The following is a 25,906-nucleotide window of genomic DNA, read 5'->3' on the forward strand; positions in this document are numbered from 1 at the left end:
GCAGGCACTGAACTTGCTAACATGCCAAGCTTTACCATCACCCCAACGCAAGATGCGATATACGAGATATCAGAAACCCTTGGCATGAGCCTATCGGGCCCAGTCAATTCGACCTTAGGGACGATCAGTGCGACCGGTGCCATCTTAGATGAAAACGGCGGCGCAACGGATGCGCCTGTGGTCAGCATTAGCGCAACCGACGCTCAAGCGATTGAAGGAGTGGACAACACCCTCATCTTTAGCGTGACTCAGACCAACCTCAGCAACCTTGACACCACTGTTAACGTAAGCTTGGATGGTAACAACACCGTTGAAGCGGCGGACATTGCCAGTATCAGCTACACCAATGCCGCAGGGGGTTTGGTGACGCTAGACAAACTGTCTGACATCCAAACCTTCCTAGCGGATGGCGCAACGGTCAACATACCGGCAGGCAGCCTCAGTGCACCTGCCATTACGGTCACTGTGATTGATGATGTGGTGTATGAGCGCTCAGAGAACCTTGTGCTTAACATTGCCATACCTACAAACAGTCCAACGCCTGCCACTGTTGGTACAGGTACTGCAACTGGTGTCATCCTTGATGAAGACCAGCGCGTTAATAACACCAACAACCCGAACAACCCAGATGATGTGAATGATGAGCTCGATGGCGACAAGCCCGTCGTTGGTATTACTGCCACTGATGCTCAAGCGGTTGAGGGGGTAGACAATACCTTAGTCTTTACTGTGGCTCAGAATAACCTCAGTAATTTTGATACCACTGTTAAGGTCAGCTTAGGCAGCAGCACCCTAATCGCTACTGATATTGCTAGCATCAGCTATACAGATGCCACTGGTGCAATGACCACTCTGAACAATACTACCGATATTCAAAACTTTCTCACGAATGGCGATAGTGTCAAGATACCAGCAGGTAGCACGAGCGCACCTGCTATTACAGTCACTGTGATTGATGACAATATTTATGAGCAATCAGAAAATATCGTACTTACGATCAGCAATGCGTCCAATGCCACTGTTGGCAGTAATGCCAGTGCCATAGGTACCGTGCTTGATGAAGATAATGGTAATCCTAATGATGGCAGCACTACCGATGGCGACAAACCAGTGGTCAGCATCGCAGGGACAGAAAACCTAAGTGAAACCGCCGCCAATGGGTCGGCAAACACGGCTACCTATACGGTCAGCTTAAGTAATCCAAGCGCCCTTGATACTAGTGTCGTCGTCAGTATTGCTGCAGGCTCTGCAACTGGTAATGGTACAGATTACATCGCTCCTGTTACCCAAGTGGTCACTATTCCAGCCGGCCAAACATCAGTCAACATTACCGTGCCATTAATTGATGACACAAATTTTGAAGGCCCTGAGAACTTTACTGTTAGCATTTCGAGTATTGCACCAGTATCGACAGGTAATGTGACTATTGATCCTGTGAACAATACAGTGAACACTACGATCTATGATGATGGTACGACCGATGGTACGACCCCAGGCGGTGTGAATGATAATATCGTGCCGGTAGGAGTAGCAGACACACTAACGCTAACCGAAGATGTGAGCGTTGGTTCAAATTCTGGTAACGTGTTAACCAATGATAATTTGGGCAACACACCGACTCAAAGCTTCACTTGGGGTACAGAGTTTGCAAGCTATGGTAGTATCACTAAAAACCCAGACGGTACTTACAATTACGCGCTCAGCAATGGCAATACGGACGTACAAGCGCTGGCAATAGGTGAGACGTTGACGGAGACGTTTACCTATAGCTTTAGAGACCAAGATGGTGAGTTAGCAAACTCAACGCTGACCATCACTATTACGGGTACCAATGACCAGCCAAAAATCACCAATGGTGCCAGCGTAAATGGTGTCATAGACAGCAGACAAATCACAGAGCAAACAGATGCCTCTGTCATTACGCAAACAGGTACCATCAACTTTACTGATGTGGACACCAGCAATGAGTTAACGCTCAGTTATCTAACGAACCAAAACATCTTTACCTTTGGTTCGAATACCGCATTGACGTCATTAACAGCAGACCAACAAGTGGCACTAGAAAATATATTTAGCGTAAATCAACCGTCAACGTCTACTAATGAGGCGAGTTGGAATATCAATGCTTCTTCTACTGCGCTTGACTTTATTCCGCCTGGTGAGACGGTAACGATTCGCTATGCTGTACAAGTCAATGATAATGAAGGGGTCACGACTGCTGCTAATGGTAATCAACTCAGCGCCAGTGCGATTCGTTATATCCAAGTGACGATTACAGGTACAAACGATGGCATTGACCTTGTTGATGATAGTGAGACAATGCTCGAAGACGGCACACTCACTGGCAATATCTTTACCAATGATAATGATGATCCTGATATTGGAGAGATGCTGACGATCGAGAGTTATGAGGTTAATGGCTCCACCGTCTTAGTCACAGCAGGTACTAATACTGCAACCGACATTACAATAGATGGAAATATAGTGGGTCAAATCACTATGAATAGTGACGGCAGCTACATCTTTACCCCAACTGCCAATTATAGTGGCACTATCCCTACCATTACGGCCAATGTGTCAAACGGCTTGCCAGTCGGTAATCCTAACCGATCATCGGGTTCTGAGACGCTTGATATTACTGTGACGCCAGTCTCAGATGCGCCTACTTTATCAGCCGTATCAGTGACAACGAACGAAGATACCGCTGTGTTACTAGGGCTAAAAGCACCTATCATTAACGATGCCAATGATCTCACGGCAAATACAGATGACAGCCCTGAGCGTATTGGCTTGATTACCCTAACTGGCATACCTAGAGGTGTGACGTTAGATTATGTTAGTGGCAGTATTACGACGACCACTGTCAATCAAACGATTACGATTTTATTGAGTGATGGCCCCACTGTTGTTAATCCACTAGGCCAAGATGCGTCGACTATCACCATGACAAGGGCTGAATTTGAAGCGATCAAACTAACACCACCTGAAGATAATGCCGCCAATATCACTATTGGCATGGCAGTGACAGAGTATGAAGTCGATAGCACAGGTGCTATCGTTTCAGGGGTGGCAGGCGCTGCATCTAGCACAACGATAAAGGTTGACGTGCAAGCAGTGACCGACAGCAGTAGCAATAATGCTGCGGGCGATGATGTCAGTACCTTTGGCTATACTACAGTGGTAGGTGATACAGGAGTTGTGTCTGGTAGTACTTATACTGTTAGTGCCCAAGAGGGCGACTCGGTTTCCTTACCAATTACTACTGCATTTGGTGACTTGGTAGGCGGTGGCAATAATCGCGAGACTTATGGGTTTGTTATTAGTGGCTTACAGCCAGATGCGGTCATATCATTCACACCTGCGGGCAGTAACACCGTCACTGAATACACTGCTAACAGTAGCGGTGAAGTATTGATCGGTGTAAATGCCACTTTACCTACATCGACTACACTGGCTGTGAGTAGCGGCTCAGAGCCGAAGATCAGTATCAAATCAGCCATCTATAATTCACTCGATATGAAAGATATCAAGGTGTCTCTATACACCCAAGACCATGATACTGACTCGACCCCAAGAAACAAAACGGTTGAACTGATCAGTACGGTGACGGTAGATATGACCGTGACGCCTGTGGCTGGGCAAGTAACTGCGAACGATGTTGCCACTATTGAAGATACGGCAATCACGTTTGACCAATTCAACTTCCAAGTGTTGGATAATCAGTCGAGCAATATCACTCAAGAAGTCATCTCTACGATTCGGTTTATCTTGCCAGTAGGCTGGACTTATAGCGACGGTAGCACTACGCAAGTAGGTGATGGAACTCCTGCATCTATTATTACTATTACGGACACTTCCAACTTAAGTGGTTTATCGCTCACGCCACTTGCGCAATCTTCAACAGATACTGCCATTGATTTTGATGTGACAAGTTTAGACTTGGATGATGACGGAGGTTTAGGTGCTGTCTCTATCAGTACAACAACAACGTTAACCCAAACGGTCACGATTACCCCAGTGGCTGAGAAAGTTGGTGAAGATATTGATGGTGATGGCATAGACGATCTAACCATCAATCCAGACCATGCATACACGAATGTTGCACAAGAAGAAATTGCCTTTAGCCTTGGTGTTGATGGTGCATTTAGATTGCGTGATGATTGGGAAAACCAAGACGATACGGTCGACTTTGGACAAGAAAGTCATACGAATAATCCTCAGGATTCTGAGCAGACTTACGCTCACCTAACGTTTGGTTATAAAAATACTAGCGGCTTTGAGGCAGTCGGAGGCGCGGTCTTTACTTATAGTGATGGTACTAACACTATTACTCTTACCGATAGTGGCACTGGTGTTGATATTCCAGCCGCCTATCTTAATAGTGTGATGGTCATCTCGCCAGAAGACTATAGCGACTTCAACCTTTTCAACATTTTAAAACTTGCCGCTGATACTGAGACAGCGGTCAAAGTAGAAGCCAAAACCATAGATTATGATGAAGATACAGGCCTTGAGGTCGAGGCCATCAGTGGTGAGAGCTATCTGACCTTTAAAGTGGTAGGTGTGGCTGATAATGTTTCACTAGGCGTCGACCCAGCTTACGGTAATGAAGATCAAGCACTCGCTGGTGGCAATATGCGTGACGGGTCATCGACTGCTGTAATTAATCCGACGAATGGTATTGCGCTACAAATTCGCCCAAGCTCACGTGATGATGATGGGTCTGAGACTTATAACGTGACCATTGCAGATATTCCAGTAGGCGCAAAGCTATATGTCGATGACAATGGCACTATTACTGAATTAAATACCAGTAGTGGCACGGTGACAATATCAGATTATACCAATGATGTGACCAATCTATACTTTGTACCGCCTGAAAACTACAGTGGTACGGTCAATCTGAAAGTGTCAGCAGTGAGTGAAGAGAGTGATGGTGATATCAGTGCATCTAGCGCCATACTTAACTTGCCTGTTACTGTTATCGGCAAGGCGGATCTTATATTAAATGATACCTTAGCCACTGAAACAGCTGCAGTAGTAACTGCTGATGGCCAAGCAACCACTAAGGATTACACTTATGTAGGTGCTGAAGATGCTGGTAATATCGCGTTATCAAAGTTCTTCTCTGACACGGCCAACATTACCGCTTATGATGTTGATGTACCTACTGCCGAACAAGTCACTTATAAAGTGACTGGTTTGCCAATAGGGTTTGATATTACAGGCGCCGTGTTCTTAGGCGGTAGTGGGCCTACGCGTAGCTGGTCTGTATCTTTAGATGCACTCAAAAATGATACAGCAAAACTGGTCACCCCTGAACACTTTGCTGGTGAGATCGATTTTACCATCATCGGAACCACGACCGAAACCATCTCTGGTGACAGTGTCACTCATGGTACCCAAAATGTATCTGTTCTAATAACACCTGATGCTGCTGATAGTGTAGAGGTTAACCCACAAGTGCTGACGACAGAGGATGTGTGGGCAACGATAAACTTCGTTGCAGCATTCACTACGAATGATCAGGGTACGCTCACGACAGGTCAAGAATCACTTAAGAGTGTGGTTATTAAAGGGCAAGATCTTATCCGTAATGACATTCCCAGTAATGGCCTTATCCGTGATGGCCTTATGTTAAAAGTGACAGAGGCTGATGGTACGGTCACTGTTTATGGAGATCTTACTGATGTGGACTATTCTGATGAAAATAAAGTATTGGTCACAGAGCAGTTAACAAATCAAGACTATGTCTTTGACGCTACTGATAAAGTAGAAGTCATGTATGGCGTGGAACACCTAGACACTACAGTCACCATACCTTTTGGCTACACATATACTGACACGACCACATTACCAGATGGTTCAACTGTCACCACTACGTCAGCAGTCATTACTGGCAATCAGATAAATGTTACTTTCCAAGCCGTTACTGACCAACCGACTCTAACATTGACGCCTATAACATTGACAGGGGACACGGCTCCTAATAACACTATCGACAATGGGGGCTCAAATGACACAGCCTCGGTCACAGTTTCATTAACCTCACCTGACCAAGATGGCTCAGAAAGCTTTACCCGTCTAGAAATCAGCAACGTGCCGGCCGGTATTCGAGTAGAAGGCGGTATATTGGCTGGTACTACTTGGTATGTGGATGTCCCAGATACTGCGATAACAGGTGTAGCACCAGAGTATGAGTTGGTGTTCATCAGAGATATTAATATAGTTAATATAATTCCAGACACCTATGACATTACGGTGGTTGGTTTTAACCAAGATATTAACGGGCAGGGTATTGACGGTAGTGAAGCAAGTGATAGCCAAGTATTTGAACTTACGCTAGCAAGAATAGGTACTGGTATAGACCCTGAAGATCCAGACTTGATCAATACGCTGACAGTCACCTCGGTACCTCAGCCAGAAGATGCGCCTATTGTACTGTCTAATTTAATCAATGCGACGTTAAACTCCGACCCTGCAAGTGCAGTGAGTGCTTATAGCTTCACATTGACTGACCTACCAGATGACACGGTATTGACCAGTAGCAATCCAGACGTGCAGGTGCAGAAAATTGCAGGCCAATGGATTATCAGTGTGGAGGCGAGCGCTAATTTAACGCCTAATCAAGCACTAGCAGCAGTAACACTGACGCCACCTGCTGACTTTAGCACCAATGAAGACGGTCAAGAGCTTGTCTTCAATGTTGAATTTACGGCCTTGAATGATCAAGGTTTAGATGACAATCTCAAAATTGAGGATGTTAAAGTTGAAATCAAACCCGTCACTGATGCCTTTGATAACGATGGTCAGGTTTCAGTCGTTTCAACCGATGAAGATATAGCAGTGGATATTGTCATTGATCTCACCAACAGTGCAGACGGTGACTATGTGTCATTAGTTGATGGTAAGTTGTATATTAAGATTGATGAAACAGGATTAACGACAGGATCAGGCGGCGTTGGCACATTAGAATATAATGGTACAATGTTGACACCAGATAATAACGGTGATTATATAATCGATCTAAACAATGGCGCAGGAGACTTAGTTAATCCTCCTGATAGCGTCACTGTTCAATATACCCCTGCTGCGAATGCTGATGGTAGTGCCACCATCACTGTAAATGCGGATCACAAAGAAGTGACCAATGTTTCTGGAACGGCTGATGGTGCTATCATCCCGTATCAGCATAGTTATGATGTCACCGTTACAGCGCAGCCAGATGCACTCAGTATCATCGGGAGCAATAATAATGATGGAGACAATGAACCATTAACAGTGACTGCTACGGGTGATGAAGATACCCTAATAGCCATACCTTATCAGATAGACCAAGTAGATGAAAACGATACGGCGGCAGCCATTACTCTGGATGAAGTCCCTAATGGCTACTTGGTGTATTACGCCAATGCGTTAGGAGACCTAGTTTTAGCCAGCAACAATGGTGTTTCAGCAACTAATGCTAACAATAATTCATGGTCAATCGATGCGAGCAAACTGCTGGCTGGCACGGATAACATCTTTATTTCGGCGCCAGAAAATGAAAGCGGTGTCATCACGGGTATTGAGATGAGCGTGATTAGTGATAGCGGTGTAGTGAGTTCTCCGCTTATAGTGACGCTTGATGTGACGCCAGTTGCTGATGCTATTGAGTTCAGTCCTAGCCCTGTGATTGGCTCTCAAGGCAAGTGGACAGCTCTTAACTTAAACGCGGCTATGGTCGATATTGATGGCAGCGAAACGGTTAATGTAATACTGACGGGCACTAACCTGTATGGTAATGTGCTCGATGTGAAAACCAAAAGTGGCACTGCTATAAACAATGTTACGTTTAATTTTGATGAGGTTACTGGCACTGGCACTTATACCATTATAGGCGTCACACCAGATCAGTTGAATGAATTGCTTGTGAAATCAGCCGTACCATATATAGGTACACTACAGATCAGCCTACAAACGGTTGAAACGGCAAATGGCGATAGCTTGACCACTGCAGCAGCAGCTCTACCTGTTAACGTTGGTTCGACATTGGTTTTCGCAGGAACACCTGAAGATGATGTCTTGATTTCAGTCAATCAAACCGCGGCACTCAAATACTCTGGTGGCGACGGTAATGACACCTTTATCGGTGGTAGCGGTAACGATACCCTGAATGGCGATGCTGGCGATGATGTTTTAACTGGCAATGCCGGTAACGATACCATTACTGGTGGCGGTGGTGATGACACGATTAGTGGCGGTGCAGGTAACGATATCCTCAACGGCGGTGCTGGTGTTGATACGATTGATGGCGGCGAGGGTAACGATACTATTAATGGCGGCGCAGGTGATGATGTTATTAATGGTGGTGCTGGTAATGACACGATAGGTGGCGGTGTAGGTGCAGATACGATTGATGCTGGAGCGGGTAACGATACGATAGTATTTGACGCCGACGACCTAATCATCAATGGTGGCGATGGCAGTGACACTTTGCTTATTAACGTTTCAGGAACGACAATCGACTTTGGCACTTTTGATGCAACCAAGTTTGAAAGTATTGAAGTTATCGATATGACAGGCAATGGTGCTCAGTCACTAACCAATCTGTCGACCAGTGATGTGCTGGATATCATTAGTGATACGGTCATGACTGATAAAGATTTAATCATCAAGGGCGATGGCGGTATTAATGGTGATTCAGTGACACTGACCAATGAATGGACTAGCAATGGTACTACGAGCCAAAGTGGCGTCAGCTATAACGTTTATAGCTTCTCTGATACCAATGGTACTCATGATCTGCTCATACAGACTGATATCACTACGACCATTCTATAGGGTCAATCGTCTAGTATAGAATTTGACCTTTATCTTACATAAAACGCCATTGGATTGAATCCAGTGGCGTTTTTTTTGGCTTCAATATCATGGCTTTTTTAGATGTGTTTTGATATATAAGCTGATATTTGCTCTGCAAATATCGTATCTGAAAAACTCAACAGACTCGTTTATTCACTAGGATCAGCGCTTGGTGGAAACTCATGACGTAATTGCGCAACATTAGCAGCAGTCACTATATCCGTGAAGGTATTTAAATCGCTATGCACGTATTGTGTGACGGCTGCTATTTGTTCGTCATTCATCATACGATGAAAAGAGGGCATACCGCGCAGGCCATTGATAACGACACTGATAATATAATACTTTGATTGCATCTTGCTGTTGTTAGCAAGCGGTGGATAGTAGCCAGCGCCTTGTGCACCTTCACCTTTTTGCATATGACAACCAGCACAAGAATCATCGTAGAGCTTTTTGCCATTGGTGGTCAAAAATCCCGTTTTACCTTGTGTACTGCCTTCAAACTTAGTAAGCCACTGTTGCAGGCTGGCGTCATCGAGCATTTTTGGTATTGAGTCTACATCGACGATATTGCTGGTGGGTTTCGCCAATGCTTGTTTTGACATATAGACACCGCCCCATGCGCCCTGATTGCGACTGGCTTGATTGTCAAAACGGTTGTCAAATACCATTGGCGCTGTTTGCTGACTGGCAATGGTGACGACGTTCTCCACCTTATATTGACTACAGCCTGACAACGTTGTTAACGCTATCGACCCACTAACAATGAGCGTCATTATCGCTTTGCCTGAGCTGAGTGGGCTAAATGGTTTGATTGAATTTGATGTCACGATGTTTATAGTTTCTCGCGATATGCCTAATGTCCTTACTCTCATTATTATCATCCTTGCTTGAACGGCAGAGTTATTATTCAAAGCTCATTATCCAAAAGCTGGCTATCCAAGTTTTTTGGCCTTTTGATGTAAGCGTTTGGCAGCATCCATGCCAGATAGTATTGCGCCCTCTTGCCATGCAGGAATATGCGAGCAGTGCTCACCTGCTAACACAATCCGGTGGTCTATCTCGCAGAGTGTCTCGTAGTACTGCTCACGACTGGACTCGCTCCAGATACCGTAGCAGCCAAGCGACCAAGGGATACGGTGCCATGCGACTGAGGTGCCAGTGCGGAACTCTTTGGTATATTGCGGATGGATACGTTTGCCGTAGGCGAGAGCTGCATTGATCCGCTCTTTGGGTGTCAACGAGTTAAATTTATAGGAAGCTTCTCCAAACCCATAGGCACCAAGTAGCACGCCTGAGCCGGTGGTAAACATATCTTGTGACGGGTAGGAGATTTGCGAGATGGGCATGTCGGTATAGCTGATGCCGCCATAGATCCATTCATCCTCTTCCCAGAACCGCCGATTGAATTCCAAACCCACTTTATAAGAGCTCTCATAAGGGACGGCTGCCATCGCTTGCTTCATTGGCGCGGAGACGTTGATATCGATTTGCGTCAATATCGACAGAGGAATGGTACAAATGCACCAGTCCGCGCGCACGGTTTTGGTAGCACTATTAGGGCTACTGCTATCGATATAGTCAATGGTAACGTCTGTCTCGTCTTGATTGATTTTGGTGACTTTGGCATTGAATGTGATCATATCGCGGCACTCGCGCGTGAATGCATCACCAATTTTCCCCATACCACCGACCGGCTGAAACATCGCTGGTTGATGGACATGGACGGTATAGTTTGTATAGATATCTGACCACATGCCAGAGTCTAATAATTTATCCATCGGTATAGGCGTTGATGGCTTGGCATCCGGCATCAAACCACCACCAGGGTATACGCTATAGCCGCGATGCTTACCAGTTTCAGAGCTTTTGACGTAACGGTAATTGGTATCTAGCACGCCCCAGCCTTTGAGGCCTTCGAGTAGTTTTTCTTTGTCTTCTTTATTGACCGTACTATCGAGACTGCCTTTGTTCACGGCTTTGGATAATAACTCTGACACATAACCGCGAATATCGCTCTGTACTTCGCCTAAGCGCTGCGGTGCACCATCGAAGTGGTTGGTACGATGCAGATACGCGCGGTCATTGGTCTGGATAAAGGGCTGCAATGCCACACCGAACTTCTTACAGTAGTGAAAGACCGCGTAATGATGCACGGGCAATCGCCACGGCCCGCCATTAAAGTAATTGCCTTTTTTGAAGTCACAAGTGACCGTCGCACCGCCCAGTTCTGTATATTTGTCACCACTATTGAGTGTCCAGCTACGTCCACCGCCACGGTTTTGATATTCGAGTACAGTCACTTTATAGCCCGCTTTACGTAGCTCATAAGCAGCAGTAAGACCGCTCAATCCTGCGCCCAAAATCACGATGCTGGCACCAGCTGGTGCGCCTTTGAGCATCATTTCTTGCTGAAAGCTCGACTCGGAGGCAAACCCCAACGTGGTCATCGCTTGATACATCGCGGTTGCGCCTGCCGTCTTGCCGATCATGGAGAGCAGTTGCCGCCGTGTGGGGGATTGAAGCAGGTCATTCATATGATTATCCTCATCGTGCTGGTCTTTGCAATATGATAAAAGGCAAAGATTAGGGCATATTTTTTATAATTAGTTTTATAGCTAGCTTTTTTCTTTTATCACGCGGGTCACATCCGCTGCGCTGACATTGCTGCTTGGCAGACCGCCAAACGTCACTCGTACATAGTTGGTGATGCTAGCAATCTGCGCGTGGCTTAAGTCTTTTGAGAAGCCGGGCATTTTTGGTGCTGTGTTAAATGCGCCTTTTGCGCCAAATGCAATCACGCCAATGAGCGCATCAGGTTTTGCGCGGCGGATGCTACTCAAACCCACAATAGAGGCATAGCGGGCATCTGGCTGAGCGTAACCATCGACGCCATGACAACTGGCACAATGAGCTAAATATAAAGATTTTGATGAATTACTATTTTCCATTCTGCTGTTTTTACTGCTGTTTTGACTAATAGTGACATGAGACGTATTGGCTTTTGCCTTAGCTAAATAGTCTTTTTGCTCTAGCAAATTGTAAGTAATGGAGTTGCTGACTGGCTGTGGTAGGCGAGCCACATTGACTGGTATTAGGTAATCATCCGTCTTGATGGCTGGGACGACTTTTAGAAACGATGCCATCGCGATCAGATCCTCATCAGTGAGATAGCGCGTGCTATGCGCTACCGCTTCTGCCATTGGCCCACCCGCATAAGCGCGCTTATCAAGCATGCCTGTACGCAGGTAGGTCACAATATCCATCTCGCTCCAAAGACCGATACCTGTGTCGTTGTCAGGTGTGATGTTTGGTGCAAACCATTTGCCAAGCGGTGCACCTGATAAGTAGCGGTCTTTATCGAGCCCTTGGGTCAAGTTACGCGGAGTATGACAAGTGCCGCAGTGCTCTAGATTATTGACCAGATACTCACCGCGCTGCTGGGTTTGGGTCAGGCCTGAGCGGTTTTCGGTAGACGGCACATTGATGACATTCCATGCCAGCATGAGGCTTCTGATATTTAATGGGAAAGGCAGGCGCGTGGTTTTTTCAGGTGGTTTATCTACGATAGGTACTGTCTGAAAATAAGCGAATAAGGCACTTATGTCTTCATCTGTCATACCGTGATAAGACGGATAGGGCATGGCAGGATATATCTGATGATTTGGGGCACGGCCTTTGCGTAAGGCTTTTTTAAAATTTGCCTCAGTATAGCTGCCAATACCATAGCGTGTCGACGGTGTGATATTGGTCGAGTAGATATTGCCGATAGGTGTTTCAATCGGTACGCCACCACTGTAGTCTTCACGGTGACAAGCCATACAGTCAGCGGTACGGGCTACATAAGCACCGCGGTTGGCAAGCGCACTATTAGCAGGACTGACATTGGGTAGGCTTATTCGACTGGGCAAAGTGTTTATTGGAAGACTGACCGTATCTGCCATTGCTATCGTAGAGGTTGCGCTAAGCCCCAATGTTAGTGTCAGGGCTAGAGAAAATGACCGCGCTGGCATTACTGCAGAAAGTGGCTTCATAATGTCCTTATGGTGCTGATTAATCATTGCTATTCCCTTTTTGAGCACTCTGCAAATCGCGACTGGTTACTATCAAAAAACAATGTTGCAATATTAAAATCGCTACTGGCTGGCGGCTTCGACTTTAATATTTAAGTTCAGGTTTTTGGTCAATCCAAACCAGACAAATTTGTTTATATTCCATTTGGTACGATCAAGCGTCGCGGTAAAATTGCCGCCGCATACTTCTTTTTTGAGACTGGGATTTGTGTCACATTCGAACTTAGTGGCAGCCAGGCTAATAGGGTGGGTCTCACCATGCAATGTCAGTTGACCATCTACTCGCGTTACCTGTGGCTTTTTATCTTGATTAAAATACCATTTCGTCGACTTAAATCGCGCCGAGGGAAACTTTTTTGCATCAAAAAAATCAGGCCCTGTCAGGCTGTTATTAAAAGAGGAGTTGCCGGTATTGAGGGAGTCTATCGGTATGATTAATGAGATGTCGCCTGTTCTTAGCATTGGGTCGTATTGTAATTGACCTTTGATATCATAAAAGCCACCAGTAGTAGTAGAGGTTTTAAAGCGTTCAATCGCAAATCTTATGTGGGTACTGGTAGGATTGATGGCATAACTGGCGGCATGACCATCACCTATAGTGCTGACAAGCAGTAATGGGATAATCGACAAGGAGTAGATATGCGGGAATTTTTGTCCAATGCATGAGGGGTGCATAGCTACATTCCTTTGTAGACTAATGATATAGAGCGTTTTATTAACAATTGCTATCCGTGCGTTTGCTTAATAATAACCCTGTGATTATTAATTATTTATACATTATTTTTCAAATACTTAGTAGTACTTTTTTGGTAAATAGATAGCTGGCTATTTCAACTCTATCTGAACGCTTGCTCTAAATACTGATGTTAACTAATCATTTAAATATATAAGCGTCTAAGTGTTGACTGGTTCAACGTCAGGCAAGCTACTGTCGGAACGGTTTTTATTGGTGTTGATATCGGCATTTTTGGCTTTTTTCATTATCGAGTCTCTAAAGAAAAAAGAGGCGAGCGCGCAGGCGATAGTTAATGACAGCAGCATAGAGACCAACGTATGACTAAAGAAATGGTCACCAAACAGCATCTTATACAGTCCCATTGTCCATCCTAAGACCGTGACTGATGTCAATATTTGATAGCGGTATTTTCTTAGCGTCGGTAAAAACGCCAAGCCATATAAAGAAAATCCTGCGCTGGCATGTGCCGCTGGAAAGCATCTGGCTGGCGTTGCTGCCATGATGTTTTGCCAAAGGTTGAGATAAGGCAAGTCACCATTGAACATAACCAAGTCATTTGGGCAGCTGACATGAGTGACACCTTTGAGCGTGGCAATGGTTGCTGGGACAATTGCCAATATAATCAGTAGATAGCCAATCTCACGAACGGGTAAAGGAATCAAAAATGGGTCAATTGTCTTGCGCTGCTTTGAGGCCATCTCAGGCAAGGGTTGTCTATACTTAACGATTAGAACGACTATCAAATATACAGCCAGTAGAATCAGCAACGCTTTAGGTAAATCATAAAAAATAAAGGCATAAGGCTGCGCGCCTTTTTCTAATAGCCAGTGACCATTGGTATAAAAAAGCGCGCTGATGCGTATGTCTAACTGGCTATGCTCAAAAATCAATGTGGCGATGAGGGTCACGCACAGTAATTTTAGCCAGTCCCAAGTCGTTGAGTGATTTTCTAAAGTCATTGAGACACCTGATAACGTATATTGAGTGGTGATAAATGCTAGCATATTCACTGCGCGCTACTATAAAAAGACAGACAGCGCCATTAACCATAAGACAGTCAAGAGACCCAATGCCAAAAATTGCGCAGCAGAACCGACATCTTTGGCGATTTTTGCGAGAGGATGCTTGGCGGTTGAGGTATGGTCGACACAGGCTTCGATACCGGTGTTGAGCAGCTCGACAATCAAAGATAAAAAAGAAGCGACGACGAGCATCATCTTTATACCAAGCGCAAAAGGCATGACGATGACCGCCGCCAGCAGTGCAAGATTGAGCCAAACCACTTGCCTAAAAGCGGCCTCAAATTTGTAGGCCGCTCTGAACCCATCTAGAGAGTAACTGGCGGCTTTTATAATGCGATAAAGACCGGTGTTACCTTTGGCATGACTGGCAAAACTATCAGGTGCTAGCCCATCATTGAGAGCTGTTTGTTCAATATGAACAGTTTCGATGCGACTGCGCTGTTCTGGGCTGTGATCAGCTGTCCCGTTTTTACTGATAATCGTCATAGGAGTGATTTGATTCATATGCATTCTCAATGGTCTGTGAATATCAAGCCACATTGGTTTTGGGTGATTGAACAGACAGTCACACCAAATCAATATCGTTTGAGTATAAGACGAGAGAGATTAAGAAAGCGTTAAGAGATCAAAAACAAGTGAGATAAATGATGGTAATCGCCACATATAGAGAAATGAGATGGTTACTTATAATAAATACTAAAGGTGCTGCCACCTGATGAGTTGGCTTGATGCGTTAGTTGCCAGCCCATATGTGACATGATGCGCTGTACGATACTGAGCCCTAGACCTGAGCCTTCAACTTTGTGATTGATATCATGCTCTGGCGACAATGTTGTGCCTGTCCCCTCGTCTCGATATTCATGCGTTAATCGCTCAAACCGCTCATATAATAAAGGCATCATTACCTCAGGTATGCCGAGTCCTGTATCCGTTACCGTGATTTTTTGGTCATCAATAGTCACGATTACCTCACCATCATCGGTGTACTGAAATGCATTTTTTATCAAATTGCCCAATGCCATTTTTAGGAGCTCAGGTCGCACATAAGCGCTATATTCTTGCTCAGCGATGACCTGACAAGTGACGGTCTTATAGCGCAGCAAATAATTCAGTCGCTGCACTTCGGCTACCGCAATGCTATTAATAGAGGTTTGCGGTGCATCTAACTTTTCGGGCGCGCGTGATAGCAATAGCAAGGCGGTGATAATCTCAGAGGTTTCTTTTGCCGTATTACTGATACGATTGGTAAATTCGTTTAGGTGGCTGTCTGCTGCCAACTGTGATGCCAGCACTTCAGAGGCACCCATAATGATGGTCAGCGGCGTGCGCAGTTCATGACTGACATCACCTGTGAACAGCTGCTCGCGTTTGAGGTATTGCTCTAGTTTATGGTTTTTTTCATCGATGGCTCGTGCCAATACGCCGACCTCAGAAGGCAAGTGCGTCAGCTCCGTTAAGTTTTTATGATCGGTTTCGACGGCTTGTTTTAAGTCCAGTAGAGGTTTGATGATTTGTTTGGCGGACAACTGAGAAAAGATCGCCGCAATCAATAAGCTCAAGACCACAGCGACTCTGAGCGTATCGGCAAATATGTCTTCTAAATGCTCAAATATCGCCAAGACAGGATAGTTTTTCATCACTATCTCATTGTTTTCTAGGTAGGTCAAAATATACGCTTGATCGCCTTGCTGATACGCAAACAGGTGAAGGTTGGTACGAGTTTGACTCTCCCCTTTATGGATAGTGATCGCTGTCTCTTTTACGGTGTCAGTTGCGATCGCTTGTAGATTGGCGGGGGCAGCGTCGTAGCGGTAAATCTTGATGCCTGGATCGGCAGTATAAATAGGCTGATCGCCGTACTTTTCTTGACTAAGATCAAGCTGCTGCAACAGACGAGCCTTGACCAAATCCTGCTCTATTCGGCTTTCTGCGTACAAAAAAATGCTGACAAAAGCACCGCATAGTAATAAAGCAAAGATGAAGTAGGACAGTCGAAACTTATTGGCTATCGAGTCTATATTGAACATAGTATGGAGGTACTTAATAGAAGTAGGCGGTCGTTATGGTGAGTGATAGCAAGTCGTATGAGGTGCTATCCTTTTAGTCATACTATAGCGCTTTCTGATTTATTTGGATCTATCACTTGGTAACCAACACCTGGCACAGTGATTATCATGGGCGTATCGAATGGTTTGTCGACCTGTGCTCTCACGCTATGCATATGGGTGCGTAGCGCATCACTACTAGGGATATCCTGTCCCCATACTTTTTCTTCGATTTCCGTCTTACTCACGACGCGAGGTGCTGCATTCATTAGAATATGTAGTATTTTAAACCCAGTTGGTGTAAGTTTGAGGGCGTTGCCTTCGCGCATAATGGTATGCTCACTATTGTTCAGCGATAGCGCACCCACAGCAATACTGTGTATAAAGTGATCGTCGTCGGTGCGACGTATGAGCGCCTTAATACGGCACTCCAGCTCAACCAATGAAAAGGGTTTGACCAAATAGTCATCAGCACCGCTATCAAACCCTGCCACTTTATCCGAAATCGTATCGCGCGCTGTGAGCATCAGTACAGGCGTTTTATCATGCAACTCTTCTCTGAGCTTTTTGCATAGCTTAGTGCCATCCATGCCGGGTAGCATCACATCCAACAATATCACGTCATAACGATTGTTTGCCGCCAGTGTGAGTCCGCTATAGCCATTGTGCGCGTTGTCCAACTCAAAACCCTTGGGCTCAAAAAAAGCATAAATATTGGCCACGATATCGGGGTTGTCTTCAATAACGAGTATCTTATACATGAGGGTGACTACCTAAAAAGACTGAATAATAAGGGCTAAGCGATCTAAAAACGAATCTAATGCGTCATGGTAAAAAACGTTGGTTCTGCTTTGACTTCATCGGTTGTGATACCAAAAAATGTCAGCAATGTCGGTGTGATAAAGTCATGCGACACGGGTGCATTTACCATGCTAGAGAGGCTATCTGCATCGATATGATTGCTATTGGGTGACCAAATGACCGCAGGCACATGTTTTTGGGTATCTGGAGCAAACTTATAGGGTAGGCCATGCAAGTAAATATTGTTTTCACCCAAGCTCTCTCCATGATCACTAATATATACCATCACCACATCATAATCTTGCTCATAAGGTTTTAAAGTATCAATCACGTTATTTAAAAAATAATCGGTATAGCGAATGGCATTATCGTAGCCATTTATCACAGACTGCGCATCACATTTAGAGAGCTCGTTGGTCATGCAGACCGGTGTATATTCTTCAAATGCCTTAGGGTAGCGCTGATAGTAGGCAGGTCCATGATTGCCCATCTGATGCAATAAAATAAGCGTGTCTTTGGGCGTGTCATTCTGTGAGCTGCCTGATGTCACAAGCTTATCAAAACCATCGAGCATACCGATATCTCGGCACTCCACATCACAGTTTGGGTTGGTGTCTGATGATTTGTAATCCTCAAAAGTGACACGATCAGCCACGCCTTTGGAGCTAGAGTTGTTGTCTCGCCAGACGACATTAACCCCTTGCTTATGTAGGGTATCGAGTACGTTTTCATTGTATTCGGCTGTGTCGATATCATAACTTTCCTGATTTGCATAACTGAACATACAGGGCACAGAGTAGGCAGTAGAGGTGCCGCAAGAAACCGCATCTTTAAAGCTATAGAGGTCTGATTGTTTTGAGAGCAGTGGTGTGGTGTTGCGTGCATAGCCATTTAAACCAAAGTGATCCGCTCGAGCCGTTTCACCAACCACAAATACCATCAGTTTGGGTTTGACGCTGTTATTAATACTGTTAGCAGGGGCGACCCGCTTTGCATCTGTCGCATGCAGCGTAAAGGTATCAGGACGACGCAGCTCATCGACATAATTTTGACCAAGTTTTATCATAGAATAAATAGGCGTGATCGGGTTAGCATAAGAACGCACCTCTTTATGCTGACGAAAGAAGCTGGCGTACTGATCACCAAACGGTAGGAGACAAGCCGCGATCAGTGCGATAGACAGTATCAACGTGGCTGTTTTTTGTAGGATACTGCGTTGCCAAGTAAAGCGCTTTAGATGAATTCTGCTAATAATAAACGCCGGTAACACGCCCAATAACAGCAGTCGAATGACCATACTAGGTGCGAATAACCCCATGGCCTCTGCTTGATCGGTCTCCATACTGTTGATTAGCATGTTGGTGTCAAATATGGTCCCATAAGCATCGGTAAAATAACCACAGATGGCGGCAGTGATCAGCAGCACAATTAAGACTGGCTTGACAATCGGGCGATAGCAAAGCAGCTGTAATACTAGCCACATCAGTCCAAATAATAAGCCTGTAATCGACAGTATAAAGCCGATGTTTTGTCCAAATGGATAGACAGTTAATACCTGCTCAAAAAAACCAATATTGGCAGTTGCCACCAAATATAAGGCAACGATGATCAGCAGATAACTGAGATTCACCTCGCGACCGTAGAGCTTGCTTAGATAGTTGTCTTTTTTATTGGTATCGGGTGCTCTGATTTTTAGCACATTGGTCTTGATGACTTGAGATATTGACATACACATATTTCTCAACAGAATGGTAGGAGGGGCCATTCCTTACCATAACAAGGGGGCTGTTAAGAAGATGTTAAGGTGACTTGCTGATGTTGATAATATAGCTAATGTGCGGAGTGTTGGGTGTTTTTCTTAGCTATTTTTTGCTGAGCGAGCAATGACAGATTTTATCGCTATTTTTATTATGCAGGATTCATCATTGTCATTAATTGAGATTTGTCTTTTATCGTAATAAAACCATAGTGCATGTCGATGAGTGATTGCTGTTGCCACGATTTGATGATTTTATTGATGGTTTGTCTGGTCGTACCCAGCATAAACCCAAGCTCCTCTTGTGATAAACGCAGATCTATTTTGATGTCATCGCCTATCTGTTTGCCATAAGTCTCGATAAGACCAATGAGCATACCGGCCAATCGTGCTGAGGTATTTAGGGATGTCGCATCATCAATCCATTCAAATGCCCTACGAATGCGTGCACAGGTGATGAGCGCAAGGTGCTTATACAAGATAGGGTGTAGCTGTGCGGTTTGAATAACCACATGTCTAGGAATAGATATCAGAGTGACTTCGTTGATGGTCCATGCATCGTGAGTACGCGGATTGTCATCGATAATAGATATCTCGCCAAACCATTCGCCATCAGATAAGTGCGTCAATGTCATGGCGTGTCCGCTCGCGCTGACATTACATACTCTAATCGTACCTGCCAAAATAAAGTGCAGCGCTGCATCTTCACTATCGCCGATTGCATGAATCATCTGACCTTTTTGATAGGTTTTCAGCCCAGCCGCCTGCGACAGTAACGGTTGCACCGCGGCTGGCAACTGCGTAAACCATGGGTCTGCATGTAAATGATGACTGATATTCATAAGTGTAAGGTTCTTGACAGATTTGGGTATAAAAAATGGTGTAAAGTATTCATTCAGGATATCTAAAAACGTAAAGGATGACACTATGCAAACAGCTATGCAACACACCACAATACAAACAGATTCAACATCGAGTGTACACCATAATATGAGCGAACAAGAGTGGCAAATGCGTGTAGATCTTGCTGCTTGTTATCGAATCATTGCCTCCTATGGATGGGACGACTTGGTATTCACGCACATCTCTGCCCGTGTACCTGGCACTGAGGATGAGTTTTTAATCAATCCTTATGGCATGTTATTCGAAGAGATTACCGCCTCTAGTCTGGTCAAAGTCAATAAAGCGGGCGAAAAAGTAGCACCCTCAGAATACAACGTCAATCCAGCCGGATTTATCATTCATAGTGCTGTGCATGAAGCCCGCCACGATGCTCATTGCGTCATCCATCTACACACAAACGATGGTGTCGCGGTTGCGACCCAAGAGCAAGGCCTACTGCCTATCTCGCAGCAGTCATTATTTCCGCTCTCTAACTTGGCCTATCATAACTATGAAGGTGTCGCCTTAAACCCAGAAGAAAAAGTTCGTTTGGTTGATGACTTGGGTGATGCACACTTTATGATTTTGCGTAACCATGGCCTGCTTACTTGTGCGGATACGGTGGCAAATGCGTTCTTATATATGTATCTCATGCAAAGAGCTTGCGAGATTCAAATTAAGGCGCAAAGCGGTGGCAGTGCACTGACACCAATACCGGTACAAATACTGGCAGGTATTAAAGCGGCCTCAGAGCAAGTGACCAGAGGCGCGAACGGCGATATCGCATGGCCTGCATTACTCAGAAAATTGCGCCGCACTGACCCATCATTTGAGGAGTAAGTCCACAATGATTACCTTGAATGAATGGGAGCAGCAAGGGCAATACGAATCAATTCATGGCCATCAAATATTTACGCGTCGTGGTGGAGAAACAAGCGCACCCGTGTTGCTATTGATTCATGGTTATCCCAGTGCCAGTTGGGACTGGGAGGGCATGTGGCAGGCACTTACTGAGCGCTATTATGTGGTCACGCTCGATATGCTAGGGTTTGGGTTTTCAGACAAACCCGAAGAGGCGTGCTACTTAATCCGTGAGCAGGCCGATATTTATGAGGCGCTGTTGCATCAGTTGGATGTTCATGAATACCACATACTAGCGCATGATTATGGCGATACCGTGGCGCAAGAGCTATTAGCAAGGCAAGTGGATGGTAATAATTATATGAATATTGCCAGCGTGTGTTTCTTAAATGGCGGTTTATTCCCTGAAACGCACAGACCTATATTGATACAAAAACTGCTACTGTCACCGCTTGGACCCTTGGTATCAAAACTCATCAATAAGCAAAAGTTTATGGGCAGTCTACAACGCATATTTGGCCCTAACACTCAGCCAACTCCTGAAGTGATCGATGCGTTATGGCAGTTGCTGACACATAATAATGGTCTGGCTGTGATGCATCGGCTGATCAATTATATCCCCCAACGTCAGCAATACCGCGAGCGTTGGGTCGGGGCTATCATCGATAGTACGATACCCGTCAAGCTAATCGCTGGCGCAAAAGACCCAATCTCAGGTCAGCATATGATGGATCATTACCGTAAGCTGATTCCTAATGCTAATGTCACTGAAATGCCAATGTTGGGACACTATCCGCAAATAGAAGATGCGGATGCGATGACTGCTGCATACTTGCAGTTTAGAGATAGCAGCAGCTAAACTATCAAATATTTTAATAAAAAAGCAGGGTATCTATGGATGTCCTGCTTTTTTATTGGGTAACTGCTTAGCAAAATATTCAACTTTTTGGATCCATATTTCCCTATTTATACTTATTGATATTGATCAGAAAAGCGCGTGACATTCAAGCAGATTGGCCTTGATTATTTACTAAAGGATATTCATCCAAGTTTCGGACTGGAGCATTTTTAGTTCGACTACTTCACAGAGCTATTAGAGCTATTAAAATGGTCAGAGTGCTTAAACCTCATTCTATTTGGATTAAAGTAGCTGATGTTATACGGCTAACGGCTTTCTCCCCAGCTTGATTTTTATGTTTGCCAGTAGTAATCCTGACAGTATCAACATCATCGCTAGCATCTTCCACCATGTCACCACTTCTCCTGTGAGCAACACCGATGTTGTCATACCAAATACTGGCACTAGCAGTGCAAACGGCATAATTTTGGAAGCCGTGTTTTGACTCAATAGATGTGCCCACAGTCCAAAGCCAACCAGCGTTGAGATGTACACGATAAACCCAAGCGATAGCCAAGACTTGAGAGAGGCTTGTGTGAATGTCGCCATCTGCCATGTATCAGTCTCAAAGATGAGAGACGATAACGTCAAAATCACACAGGCAATGAGACCACCCCAAACGACCAGTGTCAGAGCAGATAATGCAGAGGCCTTATTGCTCCCTGTCGTTGGCGGTACAGTAGAGACATCTTCGCCTTTCAGCGTTACCTTCTCAGCGGCTTGCGTGGATGCCTGCTTTGAGGCAATGTTGCCAAAGCTCCAACCGATGGCCGCAATCAAAATACAGACAAACCCAGATAATGGCATGTCACCGCCTAGATTCAGTGCTATCACGCCAAGCCCTAGCACGCCGATCAGCATACCGACGAGTTGCATGCGACTCACAGATTCACCCAACATCACAAATGCCAGCAATACCGTGATGAAAATCTGAATTTGTAGCAATAGCGCGGTTAATCCTGCCGACGCACCCAAATGCATGGCCGTAAATACAAAAGAATATTGCATGACAAAGGTGCCAATGGCATAGATAAATAACGTGCGATTAAACTTGGGCGGTTTAAGCAAAAAAACCAGTGGCACTGCTGTAAAGAAAAAACGTAGAGCGGTGAGCATCAGTGGCGGAAAGCTCTCTAACCCCCATGCAATGAACGTAAAATTCACGCCCCAAATAAAGGTGACCAGTACAGCCAATACCGTGTATAAAGGAGTCATATAATTGGCCTGAGAAGTGATGGCTTTTGATGAATACTCTCACTTGGTTGAGAGGATGTGAGCACTGTATAGAATGATACGATAGTATAAGCTTTATCCCTAATAGAACATACATTTGTAGGTTAAAGATTTAGCCACGATAAGAGCCTAAAATATACCAATAGATGAGACGCTCTGATGATAGATAGGTTAGAACAGGATATGTAGGTTTCTTATTATCATAATAAGACCACTGATGACCATGAGTATGAGCAGCATTATTCTAAACTGACTGATACTGATGCCTGCCAAAAAGCGTTTGCCAATGATGTTGCCAATCACAGCGCCCAGTCCTAATATAAGACCATACACCCATATCTTGAGCGTGAGTATCCCAAAAAAGGTGTAACTGACGATTTGTACAATACCTACAAAAAAAGAATTGGCCGTTTTGGTCGCAATAAGGTTCTCTTTTTCTAGTCCTGCATTCATATAAAAAGGGTTAAGAATAGGGCCGAGGCCACCCACTAATGTGCTCATAAAAGCGATGGCAAAGCCCACAGGTATAAAGCCTGCTTTTGGCATATCAAACGTTTTACTTACTTTACCAAACTTGTATTGGAAAATAGTAGAGACTAAAAACGCACCAACCAATAACTGAATCCAGTCTGCATCCAAACGACTAAACACCAATGCGGCGAGCCATGCGCCTATGATCGCGCTTGGGACATAGTATTTGGTTAATGACCAGTCAATATCATGCCAGAATAGATAGAGCCGTGAGGCATTACTCATAAAGGTAGCCACGTTGATCACGGGCGGTGCAATCGCTGTCCCTATCATCGAAGAGGTGACGGGTATCAATAGCATCGCACCGCCGCCGCCAGAGATGGTGGAGATAATAAAAGCGACCATGCCAGCGAAAAACAAGCCTGCTAAATGCCAATTCGGAATGGATTGCAATAACTCTAAAACGAGGGGCACTATAAAATCCTATTTTACGAGTGATATCAAGTAGGGAGGCTTCACACATTTTGGATGACTAATAAAAGCTTTACTAGCGTAACGTTTCTCTTTATTGGCTGAAAATAGAAGATGTTATTATCCGAAAAAACGGTGGTCACACATAGAGTATGACCACCGTAGAAACAGCAACTATAGTTAGAGAACTACTAAACTGCTACGGTGTTAGCCTCCCTAGATGTACGTCTTGTACAATCTGCAGTCGGCTGCCTTGTAGCAATTTTAGAATTCCTTGACTATAGAGCATAGACTGGCTAAAACTAGATAGCCGTCTTTTTATAACGCTTACGATATACGCTACGTATGATGGGCATGAATACCATCAAGATAGCCAATAACCATAGAACGACAGTAATAGGGCTGCTCCATAAGATACCCAAGTCTCCCTGAGAGATGGACAGAGCGCGTCTCAAATTAGACTCCATTAATTCACCCAGTACATAACCTAAGATAAGTGCTGATAATGGGAAGTTTAATTTACGTAAGAAATAACCAAAGACACCCAGTGCGACCATAAATACTAAGTCAAATGTGGTGCTATGGATTGAATAAACCCCTACAAAGCTGACGGCAGCAATGGCTGGTATCAATATATAGTTGGGCACATCAAGCAGCTTGGCAAATAAGCCAACCAATGGAATATTCATGACCAACAAAATAACGTTACAGATGAATAACGAGGCAATCAAACCCCAAACGATATCAGGCTGCTCAGTAAACAACTGCGGACCTGGTGTGATGTTATATAAGGTCAATGCGCCCATCATGACCGCTGTCGTACCAGAACCTGGCACACCCAAGGTCAACATCGGTACAAATGAACCACAAGCTGAGGCATTGTTTGCTGCCTCTGGTGAAGCAACGCCGCGAAGATCGCCGTCACCGAAGGTACCAGTATCACCAGCGATTTTACGCTCACTGGCATAAGTCATGGCACTAGCAATCGTCGCGCCTGCACCAGGCAGAATACCCACTACGAAACCCATTAGACCACTACGTAGCATAGCGCCAAAGGCAAAGGTAAACTCTTTAAAGTTTAGTAAACTGCGCTTGCCTTGAGCAATAACCTTATGCCCAGTCGTTGTTTTTTCTAGTAAGATTAAAATCTCACTCACACTGAAAAAACCAATAACGATAGTCGTAAACTGGATACCGTCAGACAGATTAACAGAATCAAAAGTAAATCGATAAATACCCGTAACCGCATCAACGCCTACGGTTGCAAGACCAAGACCAATTAATGCCGCAATACCAGTTTTAACGGGTTGGTCACCGACTAATCCACTTAAACAGGTGATCGCAAACACCATCAATACAAAGTATTCAGCGGGTCCAAATGAGATTGCCCATTTGGCAAGTAAAGGGGCAAACAGCACCACGCCGATAGTAGCGATAGTCGCACCAACGAATGAGCTGACAGCCGACAAAGACAGAGCAATCCCCGCCTTTCCTTGCTTTGCCAGTGGATAACCATCCAACGTGGTCATAATAGCACCAGCATCACCGGGTACATTGATGAGGATGGCGGAAATACGACCACCATACTCACACCCGAGATAAACGGCTGCTAACAAAATGAGCGCGCTCTCTGGTGGTAGTCCAAGTGCAAAGGCGAATGGCAGTAAAATTGCCACACCGTTGATCGGACCTAGACCGGGCAACATGCCTACAATCGTGCCCAAAAAAGCACCGATAAGTGCAATCAATAAGTTTTGCGGGGTAGATGCGATAGCAAAGCCATGCATCAAAAAATCAAAAGTATCCATATTGG

At 44.9% G+C, this 25,906-nt stretch carries 16 protein-coding genes; 3 read left to right on the plus strand and 13 right to left on the minus strand.

The genetic code is table 11. The features are described 5' to 3' along the window. Nucleotides 1-21 precede the first annotated feature (21 nt). Complete coding sequence (locus IP510_RS05380) at nt 22-8,823, plus strand: Calx-beta domain-containing protein (protein WP_227669518.1); 8,802 nt, start codon at nt 22-24, stop codon at nt 8,821-8,823. A 170-nt stretch (nt 8,824-8,993) separates the two neighbouring features. Here IP510_RS05380 and IP510_RS05385 read toward each other — a convergent pair whose 3' ends face one another. The 10 genes from IP510_RS05385 to IP510_RS05430 form a co-directional block, all read right to left on the minus strand. After that, nucleotides 8,994-9,620 (minus strand): c-type cytochrome, encoded by a 627-nt coding sequence (locus tag IP510_RS05385; protein WP_194363772.1) that lies wholly within the window; start codon nt 9,618-9,620, stop codon nt 8,994-8,996. A 159-nt stretch (nt 9,621-9,779) separates the two neighbouring features. After that, on the minus strand, nt 9,780-11,381 hold the full coding sequence (locus IP510_RS05390; protein WP_194363773.1) for a flavin monoamine oxidase family protein: 1,602 nt from the start codon (nt 11,379-11,381) through the stop codon (nt 9,780-9,782). A gap of 81 nt (nt 11,382-11,462) precedes the next feature. Continuing rightward, nucleotides 11,463-12,878 carry a cytochrome c gene (locus IP510_RS05395; protein WP_227669520.1) on the minus strand — a complete coding sequence of 472 codons (1,416 nt, stop codon included), beginning with the start codon at nt 12,876-12,878 and terminating at the stop codon, nt 11,463-11,465. A 102-nt stretch (nt 12,879-12,980) separates the two neighbouring features. Further along, on the minus strand, nt 12,981-13,592 hold the full coding sequence (locus IP510_RS05400) for a YceI family protein (protein WP_194363775.1): 612 nt from the start codon (nt 13,590-13,592) through the stop codon (nt 12,981-12,983). Nucleotides 13,593-13,811: 219 nt separating this feature from the next. Beyond that, nucleotides 13,812-14,612, minus strand: coding sequence for a PAP2 family lipid A phosphatase (locus IP510_RS05405; RefSeq protein WP_194363776.1), 801 nt, complete (start codon nt 14,610-14,612; stop codon nt 13,812-13,814). Nucleotides 14,613-14,672: 60 nt separating this feature from the next. After that, on the minus strand, nt 14,673-15,179 hold the full coding sequence (locus IP510_RS05410; protein ID WP_227669521.1) for a diacylglycerol kinase: 507 nt from the start codon (nt 15,177-15,179) through the stop codon (nt 14,673-14,675). Between the two features lie 176 nt (nt 15,180-15,355). Continuing rightward, nucleotides 15,356-16,702, minus strand: coding sequence for a sensor histidine kinase (locus IP510_RS05415; protein WP_194363777.1), 1,347 nt, complete (start codon nt 16,700-16,702; stop codon nt 15,356-15,358). A gap of 77 nt (nt 16,703-16,779) precedes the next feature. Beyond that, nucleotides 16,780-17,481 carry a response regulator transcription factor gene (locus tag IP510_RS05420; protein WP_194363778.1) on the minus strand — a complete coding sequence of 234 codons (702 nt, stop codon included), beginning with the start codon at nt 17,479-17,481 and terminating at the stop codon, nt 16,780-16,782. Between the two features lie 56 nt (nt 17,482-17,537). Continuing rightward, entirely contained in the window at nt 17,538-19,250 is a 1,713-nt protein-coding gene (locus IP510_RS05425; RefSeq protein WP_194363779.1) for a phosphoethanolamine transferase, read from the minus strand. A 179-nt stretch (nt 19,251-19,429) separates the two neighbouring features. After that, on the minus strand, nt 19,430-20,119 hold the full coding sequence (locus tag IP510_RS05430) for a Crp/Fnr family transcriptional regulator (protein ID WP_194363780.1): 690 nt from the start codon (nt 20,117-20,119) through the stop codon (nt 19,430-19,432). A gap of 85 nt (nt 20,120-20,204) precedes the next feature. Between IP510_RS05430 and IP510_RS05435 the strand changes: the two genes are divergently transcribed. Then, nucleotides 20,205-20,999 (plus strand): class II aldolase/adducin family protein, encoded by a 795-nt coding sequence (locus IP510_RS05435; protein ID WP_227669523.1) that lies wholly within the window; start codon nt 20,205-20,207, stop codon nt 20,997-20,999. Nucleotides 21,000-21,006: 7 nt separating this feature from the next. Continuing rightward, on the plus strand, nt 21,007-21,879 hold the full coding sequence (locus IP510_RS05440) for an alpha/beta fold hydrolase (RefSeq protein WP_194363781.1): 873 nt from the start codon (nt 21,007-21,009) through the stop codon (nt 21,877-21,879). A 297-nt stretch (nt 21,880-22,176) separates the two neighbouring features. Here the strand turns inward: IP510_RS05440 and IP510_RS05445 are convergent, their stop codons facing one another. From IP510_RS05445 to IP510_RS05455, 3 genes are all read right to left on the minus strand, one after another. Next, on the minus strand, nt 22,177-23,133 hold the full coding sequence (locus IP510_RS05445; protein WP_194363782.1) for an EamA family transporter: 957 nt from the start codon (nt 23,131-23,133) through the stop codon (nt 22,177-22,179). A gap of 189 nt (nt 23,134-23,322) precedes the next feature. Then, nucleotides 23,323-24,096, minus strand: coding sequence for a sulfite exporter TauE/SafE family protein (locus IP510_RS05450; protein WP_320154176.1), 774 nt, complete (start codon nt 24,094-24,096; stop codon nt 23,323-23,325). 299 nt (nt 24,097-24,395) lie between these two features. Beyond that, entirely contained in the window at nt 24,396-25,901 is a 1,506-nt protein-coding gene (locus tag IP510_RS05455) for a tripartite tricarboxylate transporter permease (protein WP_194363783.1), read from the minus strand. Nucleotides 25,902-25,906 lie beyond the last annotated feature (5 nt).

It is taken from the genome of Psychrobacter sp. NG254, assembly GCF_015277735.1.
Taxonomy (GTDB): Bacteria; Pseudomonadota; Gammaproteobacteria; order Pseudomonadales; family Moraxellaceae; genus Psychrobacter.

Bases quoted from the DNA above. Each gene is read 5' to 3' on its own strand.
- IP510_RS05380 (WP_227669518.1), top strand. From the start codon at position 22: ATGCCAAGCTTTACCATCACCCCAACGCAAGATGCGATATACGAGATA.
- IP510_RS05385 (WP_194363772.1), bottom strand. From the start codon at position 9,620: ATGACGCTCATTGTTAGTGGGTCGATAGCGTTAACAACGTTGTCAGGC.
- IP510_RS05390 (WP_194363773.1), bottom strand. From the start codon at position 11,381: ATGAATGACCTGCTTCAATCCCCCACACGGCGGCAACTGCTCTCCATG.
- IP510_RS05395 (WP_227669520.1), bottom strand. From the start codon at position 12,878: ATGAAGCCACTTTCTGCAGTAATGCCAGCGCGGTCATTTTCTCTAGCC.
- IP510_RS05400 (WP_194363775.1), bottom strand. From the start codon at position 13,592: ATGCACCCCTCATGCATTGGACAAAAATTCCCGCATATCTACTCCTTG.
- IP510_RS05405 (WP_194363776.1), bottom strand. From the start codon at position 14,612: ATGACTTTAGAAAATCACTCAACGACTTGGGACTGGCTAAAATTACTG.
- IP510_RS05410 (WP_227669521.1), bottom strand. From the start codon at position 15,179: ATGAATCAAATCACTCCTATGACGATTATCAGTAAAAACGGGACAGCT.
- IP510_RS05415 (WP_194363777.1), bottom strand. From the start codon at position 16,702: ATGTTCAATATAGACTCGATAGCCAATAAGTTTCGACTGTCCTACTTC.
- IP510_RS05420 (WP_194363778.1), bottom strand. From the start codon at position 17,481: ATGTATAAGATACTCGTTATTGAAGACAACCCCGATATCGTGGCCAAT.
- IP510_RS05425 (WP_194363779.1), bottom strand. From the start codon at position 19,250: ATGTCAATATCTCAAGTCATCAAGACCAATGTGCTAAAAATCAGAGCA.
- IP510_RS05430 (WP_194363780.1), bottom strand. From the start codon at position 20,119: ATGAATATCAGTCATCATTTACATGCAGACCCATGGTTTACGCAGTTG.
- IP510_RS05435 (WP_227669523.1), top strand. From the start codon at position 20,205: ATGCAAACAGCTATGCAACACACCACAATACAAACAGATTCAACATCG.
- IP510_RS05440 (WP_194363781.1), top strand. From the start codon at position 21,007: ATGATTACCTTGAATGAATGGGAGCAGCAAGGGCAATACGAATCAATT.
- IP510_RS05445 (WP_194363782.1), bottom strand. From the start codon at position 23,133: ATGACTCCTTTATACACGGTATTGGCTGTACTGGTCACCTTTATTTGG.
- IP510_RS05455 (WP_194363783.1), bottom strand. From the start codon at position 25,901: ATGGATACTTTTGATTTTTTGATGCATGGCTTTGCTATCGCATCTACC.